The 17011-nt window shown below is 72.0% G+C and carries 15 protein-coding genes; 5 read left to right on the top strand and 10 right to left on the bottom strand.

Features of this window, described 5'->3' with window-relative positions:
- Positions 1 to 14 precede the first annotated feature (14 nt).
- Positions 15 to 1178 carry a mandelate racemase/muconate lactonizing enzyme family protein gene (locus ACGFR9_RS11520; protein ID WP_311641396.1) on the bottom strand — a complete coding sequence of 388 codons (1164 nt, stop codon included), beginning with the start codon at positions 1176 to 1178 and terminating at the stop codon, positions 15 to 17.
- Positions 1179 to 2864: 1686 nt separating this feature from the next.
- Positions 2865 to 3302, bottom strand: coding sequence for a MarR family winged helix-turn-helix transcriptional regulator (locus ACGFR9_RS11515; RefSeq protein WP_393205802.1), 438 nt, complete (start codon positions 3300 to 3302; stop codon positions 2865 to 2867).
- A gap of 91 nt (positions 3303 to 3393) precedes the next feature.
- Between ACGFR9_RS11515 and ACGFR9_RS11510 the strand changes: the two genes are divergently transcribed.
- Positions 3394 to 4413, top strand: a complete 1020-nt coding sequence (locus ACGFR9_RS11510; protein ID WP_393205799.1) for an NADP-dependent oxidoreductase — start codon at positions 3394 to 3396, stop codon at positions 4411 to 4413.
- Between the two features lie 102 nt (positions 4414 to 4515).
- Here the strand turns inward: ACGFR9_RS11510 and ACGFR9_RS11505 are convergent, their stop codons facing one another.
- Positions 4516 to 5121 carry a hypothetical protein gene (locus ACGFR9_RS11505; RefSeq protein ID WP_393205796.1) on the bottom strand — a complete coding sequence of 202 codons (606 nt, stop codon included), beginning with the start codon at positions 5119 to 5121 and terminating at the stop codon, positions 4516 to 4518.
- Positions 5122 to 5253: 132 nt separating this feature from the next.
- Between ACGFR9_RS11505 and ACGFR9_RS11500 the strand changes: the two genes are divergently transcribed.
- Together ACGFR9_RS11500 and ACGFR9_RS11495 are read left to right on the top strand one after the other, a co-directional pair.
- Complete coding sequence (locus ACGFR9_RS11500; protein ID WP_393205793.1) at positions 5254 to 6066, top strand: EI24 domain-containing protein; 813 nt, start codon at positions 5254 to 5256, stop codon at positions 6064 to 6066.
- On the top strand, positions 6063 to 6677 hold the full coding sequence (locus ACGFR9_RS11495) for a LysE family translocator (RefSeq protein ID WP_393205790.1): 615 nt from the start codon (positions 6063 to 6065) through the stop codon (positions 6675 to 6677). The genes ACGFR9_RS11500 and ACGFR9_RS11495 overlap by 4 nt, the downstream gene beginning before the upstream one ends.
- Here the strand turns inward: ACGFR9_RS11495 and ACGFR9_RS11490 are convergent.
- Complete coding sequence (locus ACGFR9_RS11490) at positions 6649 to 7896, bottom strand: pyroglutamyl peptidase (protein ID WP_393205787.1); 1248 nt, start codon at positions 7894 to 7896, stop codon at positions 6649 to 6651. The two genes, ACGFR9_RS11495 and ACGFR9_RS11490, sit on opposite strands and share 29 nt — an antisense overlap.
- A gap of 184 nt (positions 7897 to 8080) precedes the next feature.
- Between ACGFR9_RS11490 and ACGFR9_RS11485 the strand changes: the two genes are divergently transcribed.
- Positions 8081 to 10519, top strand: coding sequence for a beta-glucosidase (locus ACGFR9_RS11485; protein WP_393205784.1), 2439 nt, complete (start codon positions 8081 to 8083; stop codon positions 10517 to 10519).
- 69 nt (positions 10520 to 10588) lie between these two features.
- On the opposite strand, the gene ACGFR9_RS11480 is transcribed toward ACGFR9_RS11485, so the two are convergent.
- Both ACGFR9_RS11480 and ACGFR9_RS11475 read right to left on the bottom strand, forming a co-directional pair.
- Complete coding sequence (locus ACGFR9_RS11480; RefSeq protein ID WP_393205781.1) at positions 10589 to 11560, bottom strand: aldose epimerase family protein; 972 nt, start codon at positions 11558 to 11560, stop codon at positions 10589 to 10591.
- Positions 11561 to 11575: 15 nt separating this feature from the next.
- On the bottom strand, positions 11576 to 12478 hold the full coding sequence (locus ACGFR9_RS11475; RefSeq protein ID WP_393205778.1) for an SGNH/GDSL hydrolase family protein: 903 nt from the start codon (positions 12476 to 12478) through the stop codon (positions 11576 to 11578).
- A gap of 150 nt (positions 12479 to 12628) precedes the next feature.
- On the opposite strand from ACGFR9_RS11475, the gene ACGFR9_RS11470 reads away from it, so the two are divergent.
- Entirely contained in the window at positions 12629 to 13123 is a 495-nt protein-coding gene (locus ACGFR9_RS11470) for a DUF3145 domain-containing protein (protein WP_030218302.1), read from the top strand.
- A 209-nt stretch (positions 13124 to 13332) separates the two neighbouring features.
- On the opposite strand, the gene fabF is transcribed toward ACGFR9_RS11470, so the two are convergent.
- From fabF to ACGFR9_RS11450, 4 genes are all read right to left on the bottom strand, one after another.
- Positions 13333 to 14604, bottom strand: a complete 1272-nt coding sequence (fabF, locus tag ACGFR9_RS11465; RefSeq protein WP_393205774.1) for a beta-ketoacyl-ACP synthase II — start codon at positions 14602 to 14604, stop codon at positions 13333 to 13335.
- 124 nt (positions 14605 to 14728) lie between these two features.
- Positions 14729 to 14977 carry an acyl carrier protein gene (locus tag ACGFR9_RS11460; RefSeq protein ID WP_004931691.1) on the bottom strand — a complete coding sequence of 83 codons (249 nt, stop codon included), beginning with the start codon at positions 14975 to 14977 and terminating at the stop codon, positions 14729 to 14731.
- A gap of 81 nt (positions 14978 to 15058) precedes the next feature.
- The gene (locus ACGFR9_RS11455) at positions 15059 to 16060 is read right to left on the bottom strand and encodes a ketoacyl-ACP synthase III (protein ID WP_393205771.1); all 1002 of its coding nucleotides are present in this window, start codon (positions 16058 to 16060) and stop codon (positions 15059 to 15061) included.
- A gap of 23 nt (positions 16061 to 16083) precedes the next feature.
- Entirely contained in the window at positions 16084 to 16998 is a 915-nt protein-coding gene (locus ACGFR9_RS11450; RefSeq protein ID WP_393205768.1) for an ACP S-malonyltransferase, read from the bottom strand.
- Between the last annotated feature and the right edge of the window lie 13 nt (positions 16999 to 17011).

Here is a 17011-nt window from a genome sequence, read left to right as displayed (position 1 = left end):
CCGGCGGCCGGCGGTCACTGCGTGCCCTTGGGCTTGCGCTGCTCCCAGCCCTCGGCCCACAGGTCGAACCGGGCCTGTTGCTGCGGGAACTCGGCCGCCGCGTCGACGTCCAGCTCCACGCCGAGGCCGGGGGCGTCGGAGAGGTGGAAGCAGCCGTCCTCGGGGTTCACCTGCGGGGCGCCCTTGACGACCTTCTTGATGTCCGCGTCCGCGAAGTCGTTGAAGTGTTCCAGGATCTTGAAGTTCGGCGAGGTGAAACCGACTTGGAGGGACGCGGCGGTGAGCACCGGGCCGCCGACGTTGTGCGGGGCGACGAGCATGTAGTGCGTCTCGGCGGTCGCGGCGAGCTTGCGGGTCTCCCAGATGCCGCCGATGTGGCCGACGTCCGGCTGCAGGATGTCCACGGCCTGGCTCTCGAACAGCTCGCGGAACTCGATCCGGTCGTGGATGCGTTCACCGGTGGCGACCGGCATGTCGACCTTCGCGGCCACCTTCTCCAGCGCCTTGAGGTTCTCCGGCGGCACCGGCTCCTCCAGCCAGGCCGGGTTGAACGGCGCGAGTTCCCTCGCCATACGGATGGCGGTGGCGGGGGAGAAGCGGCCGTGCATCTCCAGCATCAGCTCCGCGTCGGGGCCGATGGCGTCCCGTACGGCCTCGATCAGGGAGACGGCGTACAGGCTCTGCCGGTGGTCGAGTTCGAAGTGCCCGGTCCCGAACGGGTCGATCTTCAGGGCCCGGTAGCCGCGCTCCATCACCGCCTGTGCGGCCTTGTGGTAGGCCTCGGGGGTGCGCTCGGTGGTGTACCAGCCGTTGGCGTACGCCTTCACCTTGTCGGTGACCTTGCCGCCCAGCAACTGCCAGACGGGGACGCCGAGGGCCTTGCCCTTGATGTCCCAGCACGCCATCTCCACGACGGCGATACCGGACATCACGATCTCGCCGGCGCGGCCGTAGTCGCCGTACTTCATCCGGCGGACCAGGTCCTCGACGGCGAACGGGTCGGCGCCGAGAATGTGGTTGACCTCGGCCTCCTTCAGGTATCCCAGGAGGGCGTCGGTGTGGCCCAGCATCCGGGTCTCGCCGACTCCGGTGATCCCCTCGTCGGTGTGCACCTGGACGTACGTCAGGTTGCGCCACGGCGTCCCGACCACGTGTGTGCTGATTCCGGTGATGCGCACGGCAGTTCGCCCCTCGCTGTGGTGGTGGACCCTGTCCTCGGTCTCCGCAGTTCGACACGTTCGATATTTCGTCACACGTTCGAAATGCTGGCGTGACAGTAAGGACGGGGCGGTGGGGGTGTCAATGGGTCTCGCGCATAACGGTTTCGACAGTTTCGAAACCATTGAGCATTGGTCCGCACCAAACTTTCACAACAAGGGCTATGAAGCGGACCCGAACGGAACCTAACCTTCCCGCGTCATGGACTTTTGCCAGCCGTGCCGACGGCACCTCAATGGCGCCCTTGCCTGCCCCGGCTGTGGCACGCCCGTAGAGACACTCCGCGCTGCCGCGCCCGCGGGGGGCGAGGGTGACCCGCGTGCGGTCCAGGAGACCTCCGGGGAGTACGCCGAGGAGTCGCGGGACGAGCCCCGGGAGGACGAGCCGCGCGGACGTCGGGCCGACAGGCGCCGGGGGGCGGAGGCGGAGCCCGAGCCCGATGCGGACGAGGACGACCCTTCCGCGGGGCAGAGCCGTCGTGACCGCAAGGCGGCGGCGCACCGGCGGCGGCGCAACCGTACGTTGCTGATCGCGGCGGGGTTCGTCCTCGCGGCGGGTGGGCTGAGTCTCACGGAACTCGGGATGGACGTGTCCGGGGCGCCGCCGAAGCCGGCGGCGGCGGGGGAGGAGACCGCGGACGGCGGAGCGACGGAGGTGAAGCCGTCGGCGTCACCGAGCGGTGGGGTGAAGGGGGCGGTGGCGCCGGGCAAGTCGCCCGGGGCGAGCCCTTCCGGCTCGCCGTCGGCTTCGGGGTCTCCGTCGGAGGGGGCATCGGAGTCGGCGTCGGAGTCGGCGGACACGGACGCGTCCTCCGCCCCGGCGCCCCCGCCGACAGCGGCGCCGGCGCCGGCGGAGGACCCGCCCTCGGACCCGTCACCGGACCCGGACCCGACAACCAAGAGCCCGGAACCGGAACCGGAACCGGACCCCACAGAAACCTGCGACCGCTTCCTCTGGTGGTGCACCTGACACCCCAGACCCCCGCGCTCACGCGCGAGCGCGTAGGTCACCCCCACCGGCCGCGCTCACGCGCGAGCGTCTGAGGCCCCCGACCGGCCGCGCTCACGCGCCAGCGTCTGAGGCCCCCGACCGGCCGCGCTCACGCGCCAGCGTCTGAGGCCCCCGACCGGCCGCGCTCACGCGCCAGCGTGTGAGGCCCCCGGCCGGCCGCGCTCACGCGTAAGCGTGTGGGTCACCTCCGCCCTCCGCGTTCACGCGCGAGCGCGTCAGCGTGTGAGTCACCTCCGCCAGCCGCGGGCAATCGTGCCGCAGGGCGGCACGGGTGGGCGCGACGGCACCTCGTCGGCGCCGAGCAGCGCCATCCCCCCGGACCACACCAGCGCCGGCGCGGAGGTCGGAGGTGTCCGCCGGGGGTGGGTCACGCAGCCCGGCGTTTGCGGGGTGCCGTCGCGCCCACCCGTGCCGCCCCAGCGGCACGACTGCCCGCGGGGGCGGGGGATGGCGCCCGTGCCCGTGGCCTGCGGGGGCGGGGGATGGCGCCCGTGCCCGCGCCCTGCGGGAGCGGGGGATAGGGCCCTGTGCCCGTGCCCTGCGGGAGCGGCGGATGGGGCCCTGTGCCCGCGCCCTGCGGGGGCGGGGGATGATCCCCGTGCCCGTGCCCAGGAGGGTGGGGGTCGCGGAGTGGGTTACGTCAGCATTGTTCGTAGTGCGTCGCGCAGCGCCACCCGTTCCGGTACGGACAGCCCCGCCAGGGGCTCCCGGGCGAAGCTCAAGGACTCGCGCAGGCTCCGCGCCACCCGCCGCCCCTCCGGCGTCGCCGCCGCCAGCTTCACGCGGCGGTCCCCGGGGTCCGGCCGCCGTTCCACCAGCCCCCGCGACTCCAGCCGGTCCACGATCCCCGTGACATTCGACGGCTCGCACTTCAGCCGCTGCGCCAGCTTCCGCATCGGCAGCGGTTCCAGGGACAGCAGACTGAGCAGCTTCGCCTGGGCACCCGTCAGGGCATGACCGGCGGCCGCCTCCTCGTACTCCTCGTGATAGCGGGCCACCACCGAGCCGATCAGCTCGACGACCTCCAGCGTGAGGGCGTCCGGTCGGCGCGTGGCGGTTTCGGGTGTGGCCATGCCCTCAAGGGTACCCGGTTGCTTGACATCCTGAAATATTCAGTCGCATGGTTGTTTCAGGTAATGAACTATTTCGGAAGGGTGCCCCGCCATGACCGCCCCCACACCCCCCGCCACCGCCCGCGAGTGGCACCTGCTCACCCGCCCCGTCGGCTGGCCGAAGCCCGAGGACTTCGCCCTCGTCGAGACCGATGTCCGCGCCCCGGCCGAGGGCCAGGTACTCGTACGGAACCTGTACCTCTCCGTGGACCCGTACATGCGCGGCCGTATGAGTGCCGCGAAGTCGTACGCCGCCCCGTACGAGCTGGGCAAGGCCATGCAGGGCGGAGCCGTCGGCGAGGTCGTCGCCTCGAACGCCGACGGGATCACCCCCGGCGACCACGTCCTGCACTTCTTCGGCTGGCGCGAGTACGCCGTCATGGACGCGAAGAACGCCGTCAAGGTGGACCCGGACGCGGCCCCCCTCTCCGCGTACCTGGGCGTGCTCGGCATGACCGGCCTCACCGCCTACGCCGGACTGCTGCGCACCGCCTCCTTCAAGGAGGGCGACTCCGTCTTCGTGTCCGGCGCGGCGGGCGCGGTCGGCAGCCAGGTCGGCCAGATCGCCAAGCTCAAGGGCGCTTCCCGGGTGATCGGCTCCGCCGGTTCCGACGAGAAGGTGAAGCTGCTCGTCGAGGAGTACGGCTTCGACGCCGCGTTCAACTACAAGACGGCTCCCGTGAACGAGCAGCTGCGCGCCGCCGCCCCCGACGGGATCGACGTGTACTTCGACAACGTCGGCGGCGACCACCTGGAGGCGGCCATCGGCCGGCTCAACCGGGACGGCCGTATCGCCGTCTGCGGCATGATCTCGGTCTACAACAACACCGAGCCCGCCCCCGGCCCCCGCAACCTCGCCCGGCTGATCCAGACCCGCGGCCGGATCGAGGGCTTCCTCGTCGGCGACCACTACGACCTGCAGCCGCAGTTCGTCCAGGAGGTCGGCCCGTGGGTCCGCTCGGGCGAGCTGAAGTACCGCGAGACGGTCGTCGAGGGCATCGGGAACAACCTCGAGGCGTTCCTCGGCGTCCTGCGCGGCGACAACACCGGGAAGATGATCGTCAAGCTCTGACCCGCCCGTGACACGACCGCGCCCTCGGTCGTTGCGTACGACGGGGCCGCACCCCTGGACGTGGGGTGCGGCCCCTGTTCGACGCCCGGCGGGCGGATGCCGTCAGAAGTCCAGCAGGTCCGCCAGATCCGTCGGGTCCAGCCGGCTCAGGAATCGCCCCGGCCAGGAGTACACCGCACCGCCGAAGGAGAGATTGCGGGTGTAGACGCTCTCCAGCAGGATCGCGAGCCCGACGTCCAGACCGTCGGCGTCACCCTCCGCGACACCCGAGATCGTCCGCGGCCGCCGCCACTCGGAGCGGGTCATGGTGACGACGACGCCCTTGCGCGTCAGCTCGTGCCGGCGCTTGTCGTCCAGCACCCGGTACCGGTACGAGCGGCCCCTGAGCTCGATCCGCAGGGCCCGGTCCGACCGCCGGACGGCCAGATGACGGCGCCTCGGCCGGCAGTTGTCCACGCCGGCGCTGAGCTGCATGTGCGCCATGCGCGGCAGCCCGCGGAACCGGACGCCCCGGAAGGCCAGCGTGGGAACCCCTTCGCCCGTCACCCGGGCGGCCTGCTTCTCCCCGGAGTGCCAGGACTCCCTGGGGCAGGTCAGCCGGACCTCCCCGATACCGGGCAGTGTCCCGCTCCAGACGTACGTGGCCCGTCTCAGCAGCCGCCGGCGCTCGAACTCCGCACGCGTGAGTTCGAACCTCATCGTGTCCATGTGCCCCGTCTCCCCTGACAGCCTGTCCGGCGGATCATGCCGGAGACGCGGGGTCCGGCCTGATCCGCCGGACAGCCCTTGACCGGTGCCGGGGTGACGCTTCCCGGCGGCTCCCCGATAGGGTTTTTTACCATGCGCGATCTTGGGGCGGGTTTCCGGTATCTCCTCGCCGGCCAGCGGTGGGTGGCCCGGCACGGCAAGCAGTACGGGTTCGGGCTGCTCCCGGGCCTGATCACCCTGGTGCTGTACGCGGCGGCGCTCGTCGCGCTGGCGCTGTGGGGCGAGGACTTCGTCACCTGGGCGACGCCGTTCGCCGACGACTGGTCCAGCCCCTGGGCCGGGCTGTTCCGCGGCTTCCTCACCGCCGTCCTGTTCGCCCTCGGACTGCTGCTGTCCGTCCTCACCTTCACCGCGGTGACCCTGCTCATCGGCCAGCCGTTCTACGAGAACCTCTCCGAGAAGGTCGACCGGGACGTCTCGCCCGACGGCACCGCCCCCGAGTCCGGCCTTCCCCTGCTGCGGGAGCTGTGGATCTCGGCCCGCGACAGCCTCCGTATCCTCCTGCGGGCCCTGGTGTGGGGTGTGTCGCTGTTCGCTCTGGGATTCGTCCCGGTGGCCGGGCAGACCGTCGTACCGGTGATCGGGTTCTTTGTCACCGGCTTCTTCCTCACCGAGGAGCTCACCGCCGTGGCGCTCCAGCGCCGCCGGGTCGAAGTACGGGAGCGGCTGGGCCTGTTGCGCTCCCGCAAGACCCTCGTATGGGGCTTCGGCACACCCCTGGCGGTGGCCTTCCTGGTCCCGTTCGTCGCCGTGTTCCTGATGCCGGGCGCGGTCGCCGGAGCCACGCTGATGGCACGCGACCTGCTCGGAGAGGAGACCGCCGGGGACACCGCCGAGGACTCCGGGGACGCGGAGGACGCGGAGGACGAGGACACGCCCGCATGACCGAGGTCCTCGCCGTCGCCGTCATCACCGTCCTCGCGGTGATCGCGCCGGGCGCCGACTTCGCCATGGTGGTCCGCAACAGCTACCTCTACGGCCGCCGCACCGGCGTACTCGCCGCGCTCGGTGTCGCCGCCGGGGTCCTGGTGCACGTCACCTACACCATGCTCGGCGTCGGCCTGCTGATCGCCTCCTCCACCTTCCTGTTCACCGTCATCAAACTCGTCGGCGCCGCCTACCTCGTGTACATCGGCGTCCGCACCTTCCGTACGCGTGGCGAGGTCACCGTCGACCTGGGGAACAAGACGGACCTGACCCCGTCCGCCGCGCTGCGCACCGGCTTCCTCACCAACGTGCTCAACCCGAAGACGACCCTCTTCGTCGTCTCGACCTTCGCCCAGGTCGTCAGCCCCGGCACCCCGCTCCTCCAGCAGGTGGGCTACGGCCTGTTCATGTCGCTGGCCCACCTGCTGTGGTTCGGCGTCGTCGCCGTGTTCTTCTCCCACGACCGGATGCGCACCCTGATGCTGCGCGGCCAGAAGGTCCTCAACAGGGTGATCGGATCCGTCCTGGCCGGCCTCGGCGTCAGCCTCGCGTTCGCTCCGTCGCACTGACCGCCACGGTCACGATCGCCCGCGTCTGCGCGATGATGTCCAGCCGGTTCCGTACGAACTCGGGGTCGGTCACCTCGGTGGTGTTCCCGGCGCCGAACTGCAGCACGGGCGTGTGCACATGGCCGCCCGGCAGACTGCCGCGCAGCCCGAGCCGGTCCCGCAGCAGCGTCGCCCGGTAGGCGATCTCGTTGGACAGATAGTCCCCGCCGCCCCCGGCCCGCGCCGTCGAACCGGGCGTCGGACCCTGCGGCCGCACGACGGCCTCGGTACCTCCCGCCGGGATCTCCGTCACGCTGGTGTTGTCGTACACCGGGAAGCGCCCCGTCTCCGAGGCGACGATCGCCGCGTACGGCAGTGTCGTGGCCGTCCACTGCGGCTGCGAGGCCGGGTCGCTCACCGGGACCGTCTCCGTGCGGCCGATGTTCTCGTTGTCCCCGAACCCGCCCCGCCAGGCCCCGTTGGTCCGCTCCACGTCGAAACGGCCCACCCGGCCCTGGCTCACGGTGGTGAACAGGTCGACCCTCGGCAGATGCGGCCGCAGCGCCCGCTCCACGGTCCCCTCCGTGAAGTCCCGCCAGCGCACCGGGAACATGGCCGTCTCGATCCGCGCCGGACCGTCCGCCGTCTCGATCACCGTGCCGTCCAGGGCGAGCGCGACGGCCCCCGAGGGGTTGGAGATACGGATGTCCCGGTCCAGGGTGAACGGATCGAAACCCGTCACCAGGATCCGCTTCACCCCCGTGCCGTGCGGATACCGGATCGCGGTCTGTCCGCGCGAGGACCGCTCCAACTCGCCCAGCAGCCGTGCCCGCTGCCCGTCGTCGATCCCGAACCCGGGTTCCCAGGAACGCAGTTCACGGGTCATCCCGAGCCGCGCCCAGTACAGCGGGCGGTCGTCGTCCCGGCTGAGGTCACCGCCCGCCGGACCACGCCCCTGTGCCCGGTCGACGGCCCTGCGCCACAGCTCACCCCCTTCCCGTACGACGGCCCGGCGGGCCTGGGCGTAGGAGTGCGCGTGGTCGAGGGCGCGGGCGAACTCCGGTGCCACGCCGTCGAATCCGGAACGGCGGAGTATCTCCTGCGGGGCGGCCCCGTCCAGGCGGCGTTCCTCGACGGTGGGGGCCGCGCCGGTGGCGGCGGTCGCGGTCACGGGGGCGGCGGTCAGCCCGGTCAGCAGGGCCAGACCGAGAACGCCGATGCGTGCGTATACGGATCTCAAGGGGGTGGGGCCTTCCGTCGTCGTGGGGTACGGGATGCCGGAGGCCGCAGTATCGCGTGACCCACGCGGTCCCCGCCATGGGGCGCGGGGGACGGGTGGGCTAACCGTCACCTTCGCTGGGCAGGGTGAAGGAGGCCGGACGGCCCGCCCGGACCGTCCCCGACTTCGAGGCGGAGGTACCGGCGTGGTGCGGACGGCGGAGGAACGGCGGGCGGCGGTCGTGGAGGCGGCGCTCGGCCGGCTGGGACTGGACGCCAAGACCCGGCTCCTGGCCGGTCAGGACATGTGGAGCCTGCCCGCCCTCCCGGAGATCGGCCTCGCCTCCCTGGTGATGTCCGACGGCCCGATCGGGGTGCGCGGGGTGCGCTGGACCGCCGACGACCCGTCCATCGCCCTGCCCTCGCCGACCGCGCTCGCCGCCACCTGGGACCCCGGACTCGCCCACCGCGCGGGCGTGCTGCTGGCCCAGGAGGCCCGCCGCAAGGGCGTCCACGTGCTGCTCGCCCCCACGGTCAACCTGCACCGCTCCCCGCTCGGCGGACGGCACTTCGAGGCCTACAGCGAGGACCCGTACCTCACCGGACGCATCGGCGCGGGCTATGTGACCGGCGTCCAGTCCGGCGGCGTCGGCACCACCGTCAAGCACTTCGTCGCCAACGACGCCGAGACCGACCGCTTCACCGTGGACAACCGGGTGGGCGAACGCGCCCTGCGCGAGCTGTATCTGGCCCCCTTCGAGGCGATCGTCGCCACCGCCCGCCCCTGGGGCGTGATGACGGCGTACAACTCGGTCAACGGCACGACGATGACCGAGCACCGCCGGCTCGTCCAGGAAGTCCTGCGTGGTGAATGGGGGTTCGACGGGATCAACGTCTCCGACTGGAACGCCGCCCGCTCCACCGCCGGCGCCCTCCTCGGCGGCCTGGACATCGCCATGCCCGGCCCCCGCACCGTCTACGGCCCCGCCCTCGCCCGGGCCGTACGGGACGGCGAGGCCGAGGAGACGGCGGTCGACGAGGCCGTCCGCCGGGTCCTGCTGCTCGCCGCCCGGGTGGGCCTCCTGGAGGGCGCCGAACCGGCCGTACCCGAACCGCCCGCCGCCGTGGACGGCGAGGCACTGGCCCGTGAGCTCGCCCGCCGCTCCTTCGTCCTGGTCCGCAACGAGGGCGGCGCGCTCCCGCTGAAACCCGGCACGGTGGCGCTGATCGGAGCCGCCGCCCGCGACGCCCGGGTCCTCGGCGGCGGCGCCGCCACTGTCTTCCCCGAGCGGATCGTCTCCCCGCTGGACGGACTCACCGCCGCCCTCCCCGACGGCACCCTCAGCTACGCCGTCGGCGCCGACCCCAACACCGAACTCGCCACCGCAGGGCGGGACTTCGACCTGCGCGCGGTCTGCCGGGACGCCGACGGCACCGTCATCGGCACCCGTAACGCCCCCGACGGCCATATCCAGTGGATGGGCGCCGACCTCCCCGAGGGCGTCACCCACGACACCCTCCACACCATCGAACTCACCGGCACCTTCACCCCGCGCGCGACCGGCCGGCACACCTTCGGCACCCGGGGCGTCGGCGCCTTCACCCTCACCGTCGACGGCACCACCCACTACGACGGCGTCCAGCCCCCGCGCGAGAACGACCCCTTCGGAGCCTTCTTCGGCGGCCCGGTCCCGCGCGCCGAGGCCGATCTCACCGCCGGTGTCCCCGTCGGGGTGTCCCTCACCCGGATCGTCCACCGCACCCCCGACCGGCCCATGCCGGTCATCACCTTCACCCTCGTCCACCAGGAGCCCCCGCGGGACCCCGACGAGCTGATCGCCGAAGCCGTCGAGACGGCACGCGGCGCGGACACGGCGGTGGTCGTGGTCGCCACCACCGAACGCGTCGAGTCCGAGGGCTTCGACCGCGAGGACCTGCGGCTGCCCGGACGTCAGGACGACCTGGTGCGCGCCGTCGCCGCGGTCAACCCCGACACGGTCGTGATCGTCAACTCCGGCTCCCCGGTGGAACTGCCCTGGCGTGAGGACGTCGCCGCCGTACTGCTGAGCTGGTTCCCCGGCCAGGAGGGCGGCGCGGCCCTCGCCGACGTCCTCACCGGCGCCCACGAGCCGGGCGGCCGGCTGCCCACCACCTGGGGCTCCCTGGCGGACGCCCCGGTCACCCGGGTCGTCCCCACCGACGGCGCCCTCGCCTACGACGAGGACGTCTTCATCGGGCACCGCGCCTGGCGGCGGGCCGGCCGCACCCCGTCGTACCCCTTCGGCCACGGCCTCGGCTACACCGACTGGACCTACGAGTCCGCCGAAGCCGGGGCGACCGCCGACGGCGTCACCGTGACGGTCCGCGTCCGCAACACCGGCGACCGGCCCGGCCGCGAGGTCGTCCAGGTCTATCTCGCGCCGAGCGAGCCCGACCCCGCCCGCCCGGCCCGGTGGCTGGCCGGGTTCGCCTCGGTGGAGGCCGGACCGGGGGAGCGGGCCGAGGTCACCGTCGAACTCCCGCGACGCGCGTTCGAGATCTGGGACGAGGCCGCCGCATCGTGGTCATATGTGAAGGGTTCGTACGAGATCGGGGTCGGGCGCTCGATCGAGGACCGCAGGATCACCGCGACGATTAACGTCTGATCCGGGAAGTATCCACATGAGCAGCCCCGGTCCGGGACCCTGACCCCGGACCGGGGCTTATGTGCGCGGCTACCGGGCCCCGAAGCCGTACACCGTCTCGGACCGGAACACCTCGCCCGGCCGCAGGACCGTGCTCGGGAACTCCGGGCGGTTCGGGGAGTCCGGGAAGTGCTGGGTCTCCAGCGCGATGCCGTCGCCGGGCGTGAACGGCTCCCCGATGTGGTCGGCGGTGTAGAGCTGGATCCCGGGCTCGGTGGTCGCGACCGTCAGTACCCGGCCCGACGCCGGGTCGTACAGCTCGCCGATCTCCTCGGGCGCCGCCGTCACCCCCTTGTCGAGGGCGTAGTTGTCGTCGTACCCGCTGCCCGCCTTGCGCGCCTCGCGGAAGTCGAAGCGGGTGCCGGTGACGTCGGCGAGCTCACCGCTCGGGATCAGGTCCGCGCCCGACGGCGTGTAACGGGAGGCCGCGAGCCGCAGTTCGTGCCCGGACGCGCTGCCCGAACCGGCCAGGTTCCAGTACGAGTGGTTCGTCAGGTTCACATGCGTCGGCGCGTCCGCCACCGCCTCGTACGCGATCCCCAGCGCACCCCGCTCGTCCAGCGAGTACGTCACCGCGACCTCGAGCCGGCCCGGGAACCCCTCCTCACCGTCCTCGGCGACCAGCGACAGCCGCAGACCGTGCGCCACCGGGCTCACGTCCCACACCCGCTTGTCGAAGCCCCGCGCACCGCCGTGCAGCGAGTTCGGCCCGTTGTTAGCGGCCAGTGTGTGCTCGCGCCCCTCCAGGGAGAAGCGCGCGCCCGCGATCCGGTTGGCGTAACGGCCGATCAGGGCGCCCAGGAAGGGCTCCGGATGCCGGAGATAGCCGTCCAGGTCGGAGAACCCCAGCACCACGTTCCCGGCCCTGCCGTCCCGGTCCGGCACCTCGACGTCCTGCACGATCCCGCCGTAGGACAGGATCCGTACCCGTACGCCCGCCCGCTCCAAGGTCCAACGGTGCACCGGCGTGCCGTCGGAAAGTGTGCCGAAGAGTTCGTTCATGTGCGAAACAATAAGTCACGGCCGCTTCGCCGTGACCGTGCGGTACGCGATCTCGGCCAGCTCCGCCTGCCCGTCGACGCTGGGGTGGAACCAGTCCCAGTGGCTCAGTTCATCGGTCCCGAACCGGTACGCGTGCACCGCCCCGCCGTCGAAGCGGCAGCGGCGGTCCTTCGCGCAGACCTCCTCCAGCACCTCGTTGTAGTCCTCCACCCGGCCGCGCACCGTCTCGCGCCGCAGCGTCGCCGCCGCGTCCAGGGCGTCCGCGTCGCCCAGCATCGACGGGCAGATGCCCAGCTTCCACACCTGCTTGCCCAGCGCGCTGGTCCGGCCCTGCGACCAGAGCCGCTTCAGATCCGGCACGCTCGCCACATACACCTGAGTCCTGGGCAGTGCCGAACGCAGGGTGCGCATGGCCTCCTCGAAGTCGGCACGGAACTCCGCCACCGGGGTCATCGCGGACGTGGTCTCCCGGCAGGCGTCGTTCGCCCCCGCCATCACCGCCACCAGCTCCGGACCGCGCCGCACGGCCCGCTCCATCTGACCCGGCAGATCCGCCATCCGGGCCCCGGTCACCGCGTAGTTCCAGCTCCGCTCGGCCGCCCGCGCCCGCCCCAGCAGCCGTACGGCGAGACTCTCGACCTCCGCACTGCTCCCCGTCGCCCACGACACCTCGGGACAGTCCGTCAGCACCGCGCACGCGTCGAACCCCCGGGTGATGGAGTCACCCACGGCCGCGACCGACTCGGGGCTGGTGTCCCACACGGGCGTGGGCGACGGCCGCGGCCTCTTCGCCGCCGGGGAGTCCCCGCCGCCGGCGTCGCACCCGGCCATGCCCAGCACCGCGGCCGCCACGACGGCGAGCAGAGCCCGCGAACGCCGCCCGCGCCTGCGCGTCACCTGTCCCGTCCGCTGCTCCATCCGCCGCCTCCCCGCACGTCCTGCCGGGTGAATGGTGGGCGTTTCCCGGCACTGGGACCGACGGTACGTCACACTCCTTGCACCGTCGCACGGTAGCCTCGCCATCAACGCGGTCCGCCCGGACCGCGCCCGTTCCGTCCGGAGGTTCCGGTGACGACTCGTGGAGTTCTGTACGTGCACTCCGCGCCGCGCGCGCTGTGCCCGCACGTCGAGTGGGCCGTCGCCGGGGTGCTCGGCACGCGCGTCAGCCTGGACTGGATCCGCCAGCCGGCCGCCCCCGGCACCTGGCGCTCGGAGTTCTCCTGGCAGGGCCAGGCGGGCACCGCCTCCAAGCTCGCCTCCGCGCTGCGCGGCTGGCAGATGCTCCGCTTCGAGGTCACCTCGGAGCCCTGCCCCTCCGCCGAGGGCGAGCGCTACAGCTGCACCCCCGACCTGGGCATCTTCCACGCGGTCACCGGCATCCACGGCGACATCCTCATCCCCGAGGACCGCCTGCGCGCGGCCCTGACCCGCTCCCAGACGCACCAGACCGACCTGGAGTCGGAGATCGCCAAACTCCTGGGCAAACCCTGGGACGACGAACTGGAACCCTTCCGCTACGCAGGAGAAGGAGCCCCGGTCCGCTGGCTCCACCAGGTGGTCTGACCAGCGTCCGCCCCAAAGGCGGCGCAGGCCTCAAGGCGGCGCGGGTCTGAGGGGCGCGGGGCTGTGCCGATGTGCGGCTCCGCCGCGCGGGCGCAAAGGGGGTCTGGGGGCGCAGCCCCCAGGGACGGGACGGGAAGGGGCGGCGGGGGCGAAGAAAAAAGGGCCCCCACCCCCGCCAAGGGGGTGAAGACCCTTCAGTGGAGCCCCGGTCACACAGACCGGAACGCCAGCACCACGTTGTGCCCACCAAACCCGAACGAGTCGTTCAACGCGGCGATCCGCCCGGCCACGGGCAACTTCCGCGCCTCCCCCCGGACGACATCCGCCGCGGCCTCGGCCTCGGGATCAAGATTCTCCACATTGATCGTGGGCGGAGCGATCCGGTGATACAGCGCCAGCACGGTGGCCACGGACTCGACACCCCCCGCCCCACCCAGCAGATGCCCGGTCATCGACTTCGTCGCGGACACCGCGAAGTGATCCGCCTCGTCCCCGAACACCTTCCGCAGAGCCTTCAGCTCCGCGATGTCCCCCGCAGGCGTAGACGTCGCATGCGCGTTCACGTGCACGATCTCCGCAGGGTCGAGATCCGTCCGCTCCAGCAGGTTCTGCAGCGCGTGCGTGATCCCCCGCCCCTCCGGCTCCGGCTGCACGATGTCGTGCGCATCGGCCGAGATGCCCTGACCGACCGCCTCCGCGTACACCCGCGCACCCCGCGCGGCCGCGTGCTCGGCGGACTCCAGGACCACGACACCCGCGCCCTCGCCCATGACGAAGCCGTCCCGGGCGACGTCGTAGGGACGCGACGCGCCCTCGGGGTCGTCGTTGTTCTTCGACATCGCCATCATGTTGCCGAACGCGGCGATCGGCAGCGGGTGGATCGCCGCCTCCGTACCGCCCGCGACGACGACGTCCGCACGCCCGGTGCGGATCATCTCGATGGCGTAGCCGATGGCCTCCGCACCCGACGCGCACGCGGACACGGGCGTGTGCACGCCCGCGCGGGCGCCCACGGCGAGTCCCACGTTCGCGGAGGGGCCGTTCGGCATCAGCATGGGCACGGTGTGCGGGGAGACGCGGCGTACGCCCTTCTCCTTCAGCACGTCGTGCTGGTCCAGCAGGGTCGTCACGCCGCCGATGCCGGAGGCGATGACGGCGCCCAGCCGGTCGGGGTCGACCTTCGGGTCCTCGCCGGCCCTGGCTTCGAAACCGGCGTCGGCCCACGCCTCCTTGGCCGCGATCAGCGCGAACTGCGCCGAGCGGTCCAGACGGCGGGCCTGCGGCCTGGGGATGACCTCGGTGGGCTCCACGGCCGCACGGGCCGCGATGCGGACCGCCTGCTCGGCGGCCCAGTCCTCCGTGAGGGGCCTGACGCCGGAACGGCCGGCGATCAGTCCCTCCCAGGTCGAGGCTGCGTCGCCACCCAGCGGTGTGGTTGCGCCGATACCGGTGACGACCACGGTGCGATTGGTCGGGCTCATCGGAATTCTTTCTCCAACGGATTACGAGGATTCGTACGGCGCCACCGCCGGGTGGCGGGGCCGGCTGCCCCGGCCCCCGGGCCTTCCGTCACCGACGGGCAGCGGACGGAAGGCCCGGCAGGGCTCAGGCCTGGTGCTTGAGGATGTAGTCGGTCGCGTCGCCGACGGTCTTGAGGTTCTTGACGTCGTCGTCCGGGATCTTGACGTCGAAGCGCTCTTCGGCGGCGACGACGACCTCGACCATGGACAGCGAGTCGACGTCCAGGTCGTCGGTGAAGGACTTGTCCAGCTGGACGTCCTCAACCGGGATGCCGGCGATCTCGTTCACGATCTCCGCGAGACCGGCGACGATCTCTTCCTGAGTGGCGGCCATGATGGCGCTCCTTCGTTGTGATTCCTGAGGATGTGACGGTGGTTCCTCGCGTACCGGACCGCTTGATCCGGCACGGAGTGCCTAGGGGAGGGTAACGACCGTAGCGGCGTAGACCAGACCCGCCCCGAAGCCGATGACGAGCGCGGTGTCGCCGCTCTTCGCCTCGCCGGTCGCCAGGAGCCGCTCCATCGCGAGCGGGATCGAGGCGGCCGAGGTGTTGCCGGTGGTGCGGATGTCACGGGCGACCGTGACGTGCTCCGGCAGTTTCAGGGTCTTCACCATCGAGTCGATGATCCGCACATTGGCCTGGTGCGGGATGAAGACGTCCAGTTCGTCCGGCGTCAGCCCGGCGGCGTCCAGCGCCTCCTTGGCGATCTTCGCCATCTCGAACACGGCCCAGCGGAACACCGCCTGGCCCTCCTGCGTGATCGCGGGGAACTTCTCGACGGTCCCGTCGCGGTAGTCCGTCCACGGCACGGTCTGCTTGATGGTCTCGGACTTGTCGCCCTCCGAGCCCCACACGGTCGGGCCGATCGCGGGCTCCTGGGAGGGGCCGACGACGACCGCGCCCGCGCCGTCACCGAACAGGAAGGCCGTGGCCCGGTCCTCCAGGTCGGTCAGGTCGCTCAGCCGCTCCACGCCGATGACGAGCACGTACTCGGCGGAACCCTCCACCACCATGCCCTTGGCGAGCGTCAGGCCGTACCCGAAGCCCGCACAGCCGGCCGAGATGTCGAAGGCGGCGGCCTTGTCCGTGCCCAGCTGGTCGGCGATCAGGGTGGCGACGGCCGGGGTCTGCTGGAAGTGGGAGACGGTCGACACGACCACGGCGCCGATCTGCCCGGCGTCGATCCCGGCGTCCGCGATCGCCTTGCCGGACGCCTCGACCGACATCGCGGCGACGGTCTCCTCGGGGGACGCCCAGTGCCGGGTCTCGATGCCGGAGCGCGAGCGGATCCACTCGTCGGACGAGTCGATCGTCTCGAGGATCACCTCGTTCGGCACGACCCGGGTGGGACGGTAACCGCCCACGCCGAGGATGCGCGCGTACGGGGCGCCCTTGCTGGGCTTGATCTTCGCCATGCGGGTGGGCTCCTTTGAGGCGATCAGGCGGCGTGCTCGGCGATGAGCTCGCGGGCGGCGTCGAGGTCGGCGGGGGTCTTCAGGGCCAGCGTCCGCACGCCCGGCAGGGCGCGCTTGGCGAGGCCGGTCAGGGTGCCGCCGGGGCAGACCTCCAGGAGGGCGGTGACGCCGAGCTCCTTGAAGGTCTCCATGCACAGGTCCCAGCGGACCGGGTTGGCGACCTGGCCGACCAGGCGCTCGAGCACCTCGGCGCCGGTCGCGACGGCCCTGCCGTCCTTGTTGGACACGTACGTGACCTTCGGGTCGCCGGGCGTGAGCGCCTCGGCGGCCTTCGCCAGCGTGTCGACGGCGGGACCCATGTGGTGGGTGTGGAAGGCGCCGGCCACCTGCAGCACGACCACGCGGCGCACACCCTCGGGCTTGTCCGCCTCCAGCGCGGCGATCTGCTCCTTGGTGCCGGCCGCGACGATCTGGCCCGCGCCGTTGATGTTCGCCGGCGTCAGGCCCAGCTTCTCCAGGTGCGCCACGGTCGTCTCCGGGTCGCCGCCGAGCAGCGCCGCCATGCCCGTCTCCGTGATCGCGGCGGCGTCGGCCATGGCCAGACCCCGCTTGCGGACCAGCGAGAGCGCGGCGGTGTCGTCCAGTACGCCCGCGAAGGCGGCGGCGGTGATCTCACCGACGCTGTGACCCGCGACCGCGCCGGGGACGATGTCACCCAGTGCCGTGGCGGACAGCAGCCCGGCCGCGACCAGCAGCGGCTGGGCGACGGCGGTGTCGCGGATCGCGTCCGCGTCGGCCTTGGTGCCGTAGTGGGCGAGGTCGAGTCCGATGGCGTCGGACCACGCGGCGACGCGGTCGGCGGCGCCGGGGAGGTCGAGCCATTCAGTCAGGAAGCCGGGCGTCTGGGCGCCCTGGCCGGGAGCGACGAGTACGAGCACTCTCACACTCTCT

Source organism: Streptomyces sp. NPDC048584 (assembly GCF_043199595.1).
Lineage (GTDB): Bacteria > Actinomycetota > Actinomycetes > Streptomycetales > Streptomycetaceae > Streptomyces > Streptomyces edwardsiae.
Note: the sequence above shows the minus strand (reverse complement) of the source record. Positions and strands in the feature narration are given on the sequence as shown.

What these genes read in the sequence shown, in the direction of transcription:
- ACGFR9_RS11510 (WP_393205799.1), top strand. Translation starts at nt 3,394, where the DNA reads ATGACCGCCCCCACACCCCCCGCCACCGCCCGCGAGTGGCACCTGCTC.
- ACGFR9_RS11495 (WP_393205790.1), top strand. Translation starts at nt 6,063, where the DNA reads ATGACCGAGGTCCTCGCCGTCGCCGTCATCACCGTCCTCGCGGTGATC.
- ACGFR9_RS11515 (WP_393205802.1), bottom strand. Translation starts at nt 3,302, where the DNA reads ATGGCCACACCCGAAACCGCCACGCGCCGACCGGACGCCCTCACGCTG.
- ACGFR9_RS11500 (WP_393205793.1), top strand. Translation starts at nt 5,254, where the DNA reads ATGCGCGATCTTGGGGCGGGTTTCCGGTATCTCCTCGCCGGCCAGCGG.
- ACGFR9_RS11455 (WP_393205771.1), bottom strand. Translation starts at nt 16,060, where the DNA reads ATGGCGAAGATCAAGCCCAGCAAGGGCGCCCCGTACGCGCGCATCCTC.
- ACGFR9_RS11460 (WP_004931691.1), bottom strand. Translation starts at nt 14,977, where the DNA reads ATGGCCGCCACTCAGGAAGAGATCGTCGCCGGTCTCGCGGAGATCGTG.
- ACGFR9_RS11480 (WP_393205781.1), bottom strand. Translation starts at nt 11,560, where the DNA reads ATGAACGAACTCTTCGGCACACTTTCCGACGGCACGCCGGTGCACCGT.
- ACGFR9_RS11475 (WP_393205778.1), bottom strand. Translation starts at nt 12,478, where the DNA reads ATGGAGCAGCGGACGGGACAGGTGACGCGCAGGCGCGGGCGGCGTTCG.
- fabF (WP_393205774.1), bottom strand. Translation starts at nt 14,604, where the DNA reads ATGAGCCCGACCAATCGCACCGTGGTCGTCACCGGTATCGGCGCAACC.
- ACGFR9_RS11505 (WP_393205796.1), bottom strand. Translation starts at nt 5,121, where the DNA reads ATGGACACGATGAGGTTCGAACTCACGCGTGCGGAGTTCGAGCGCCGG.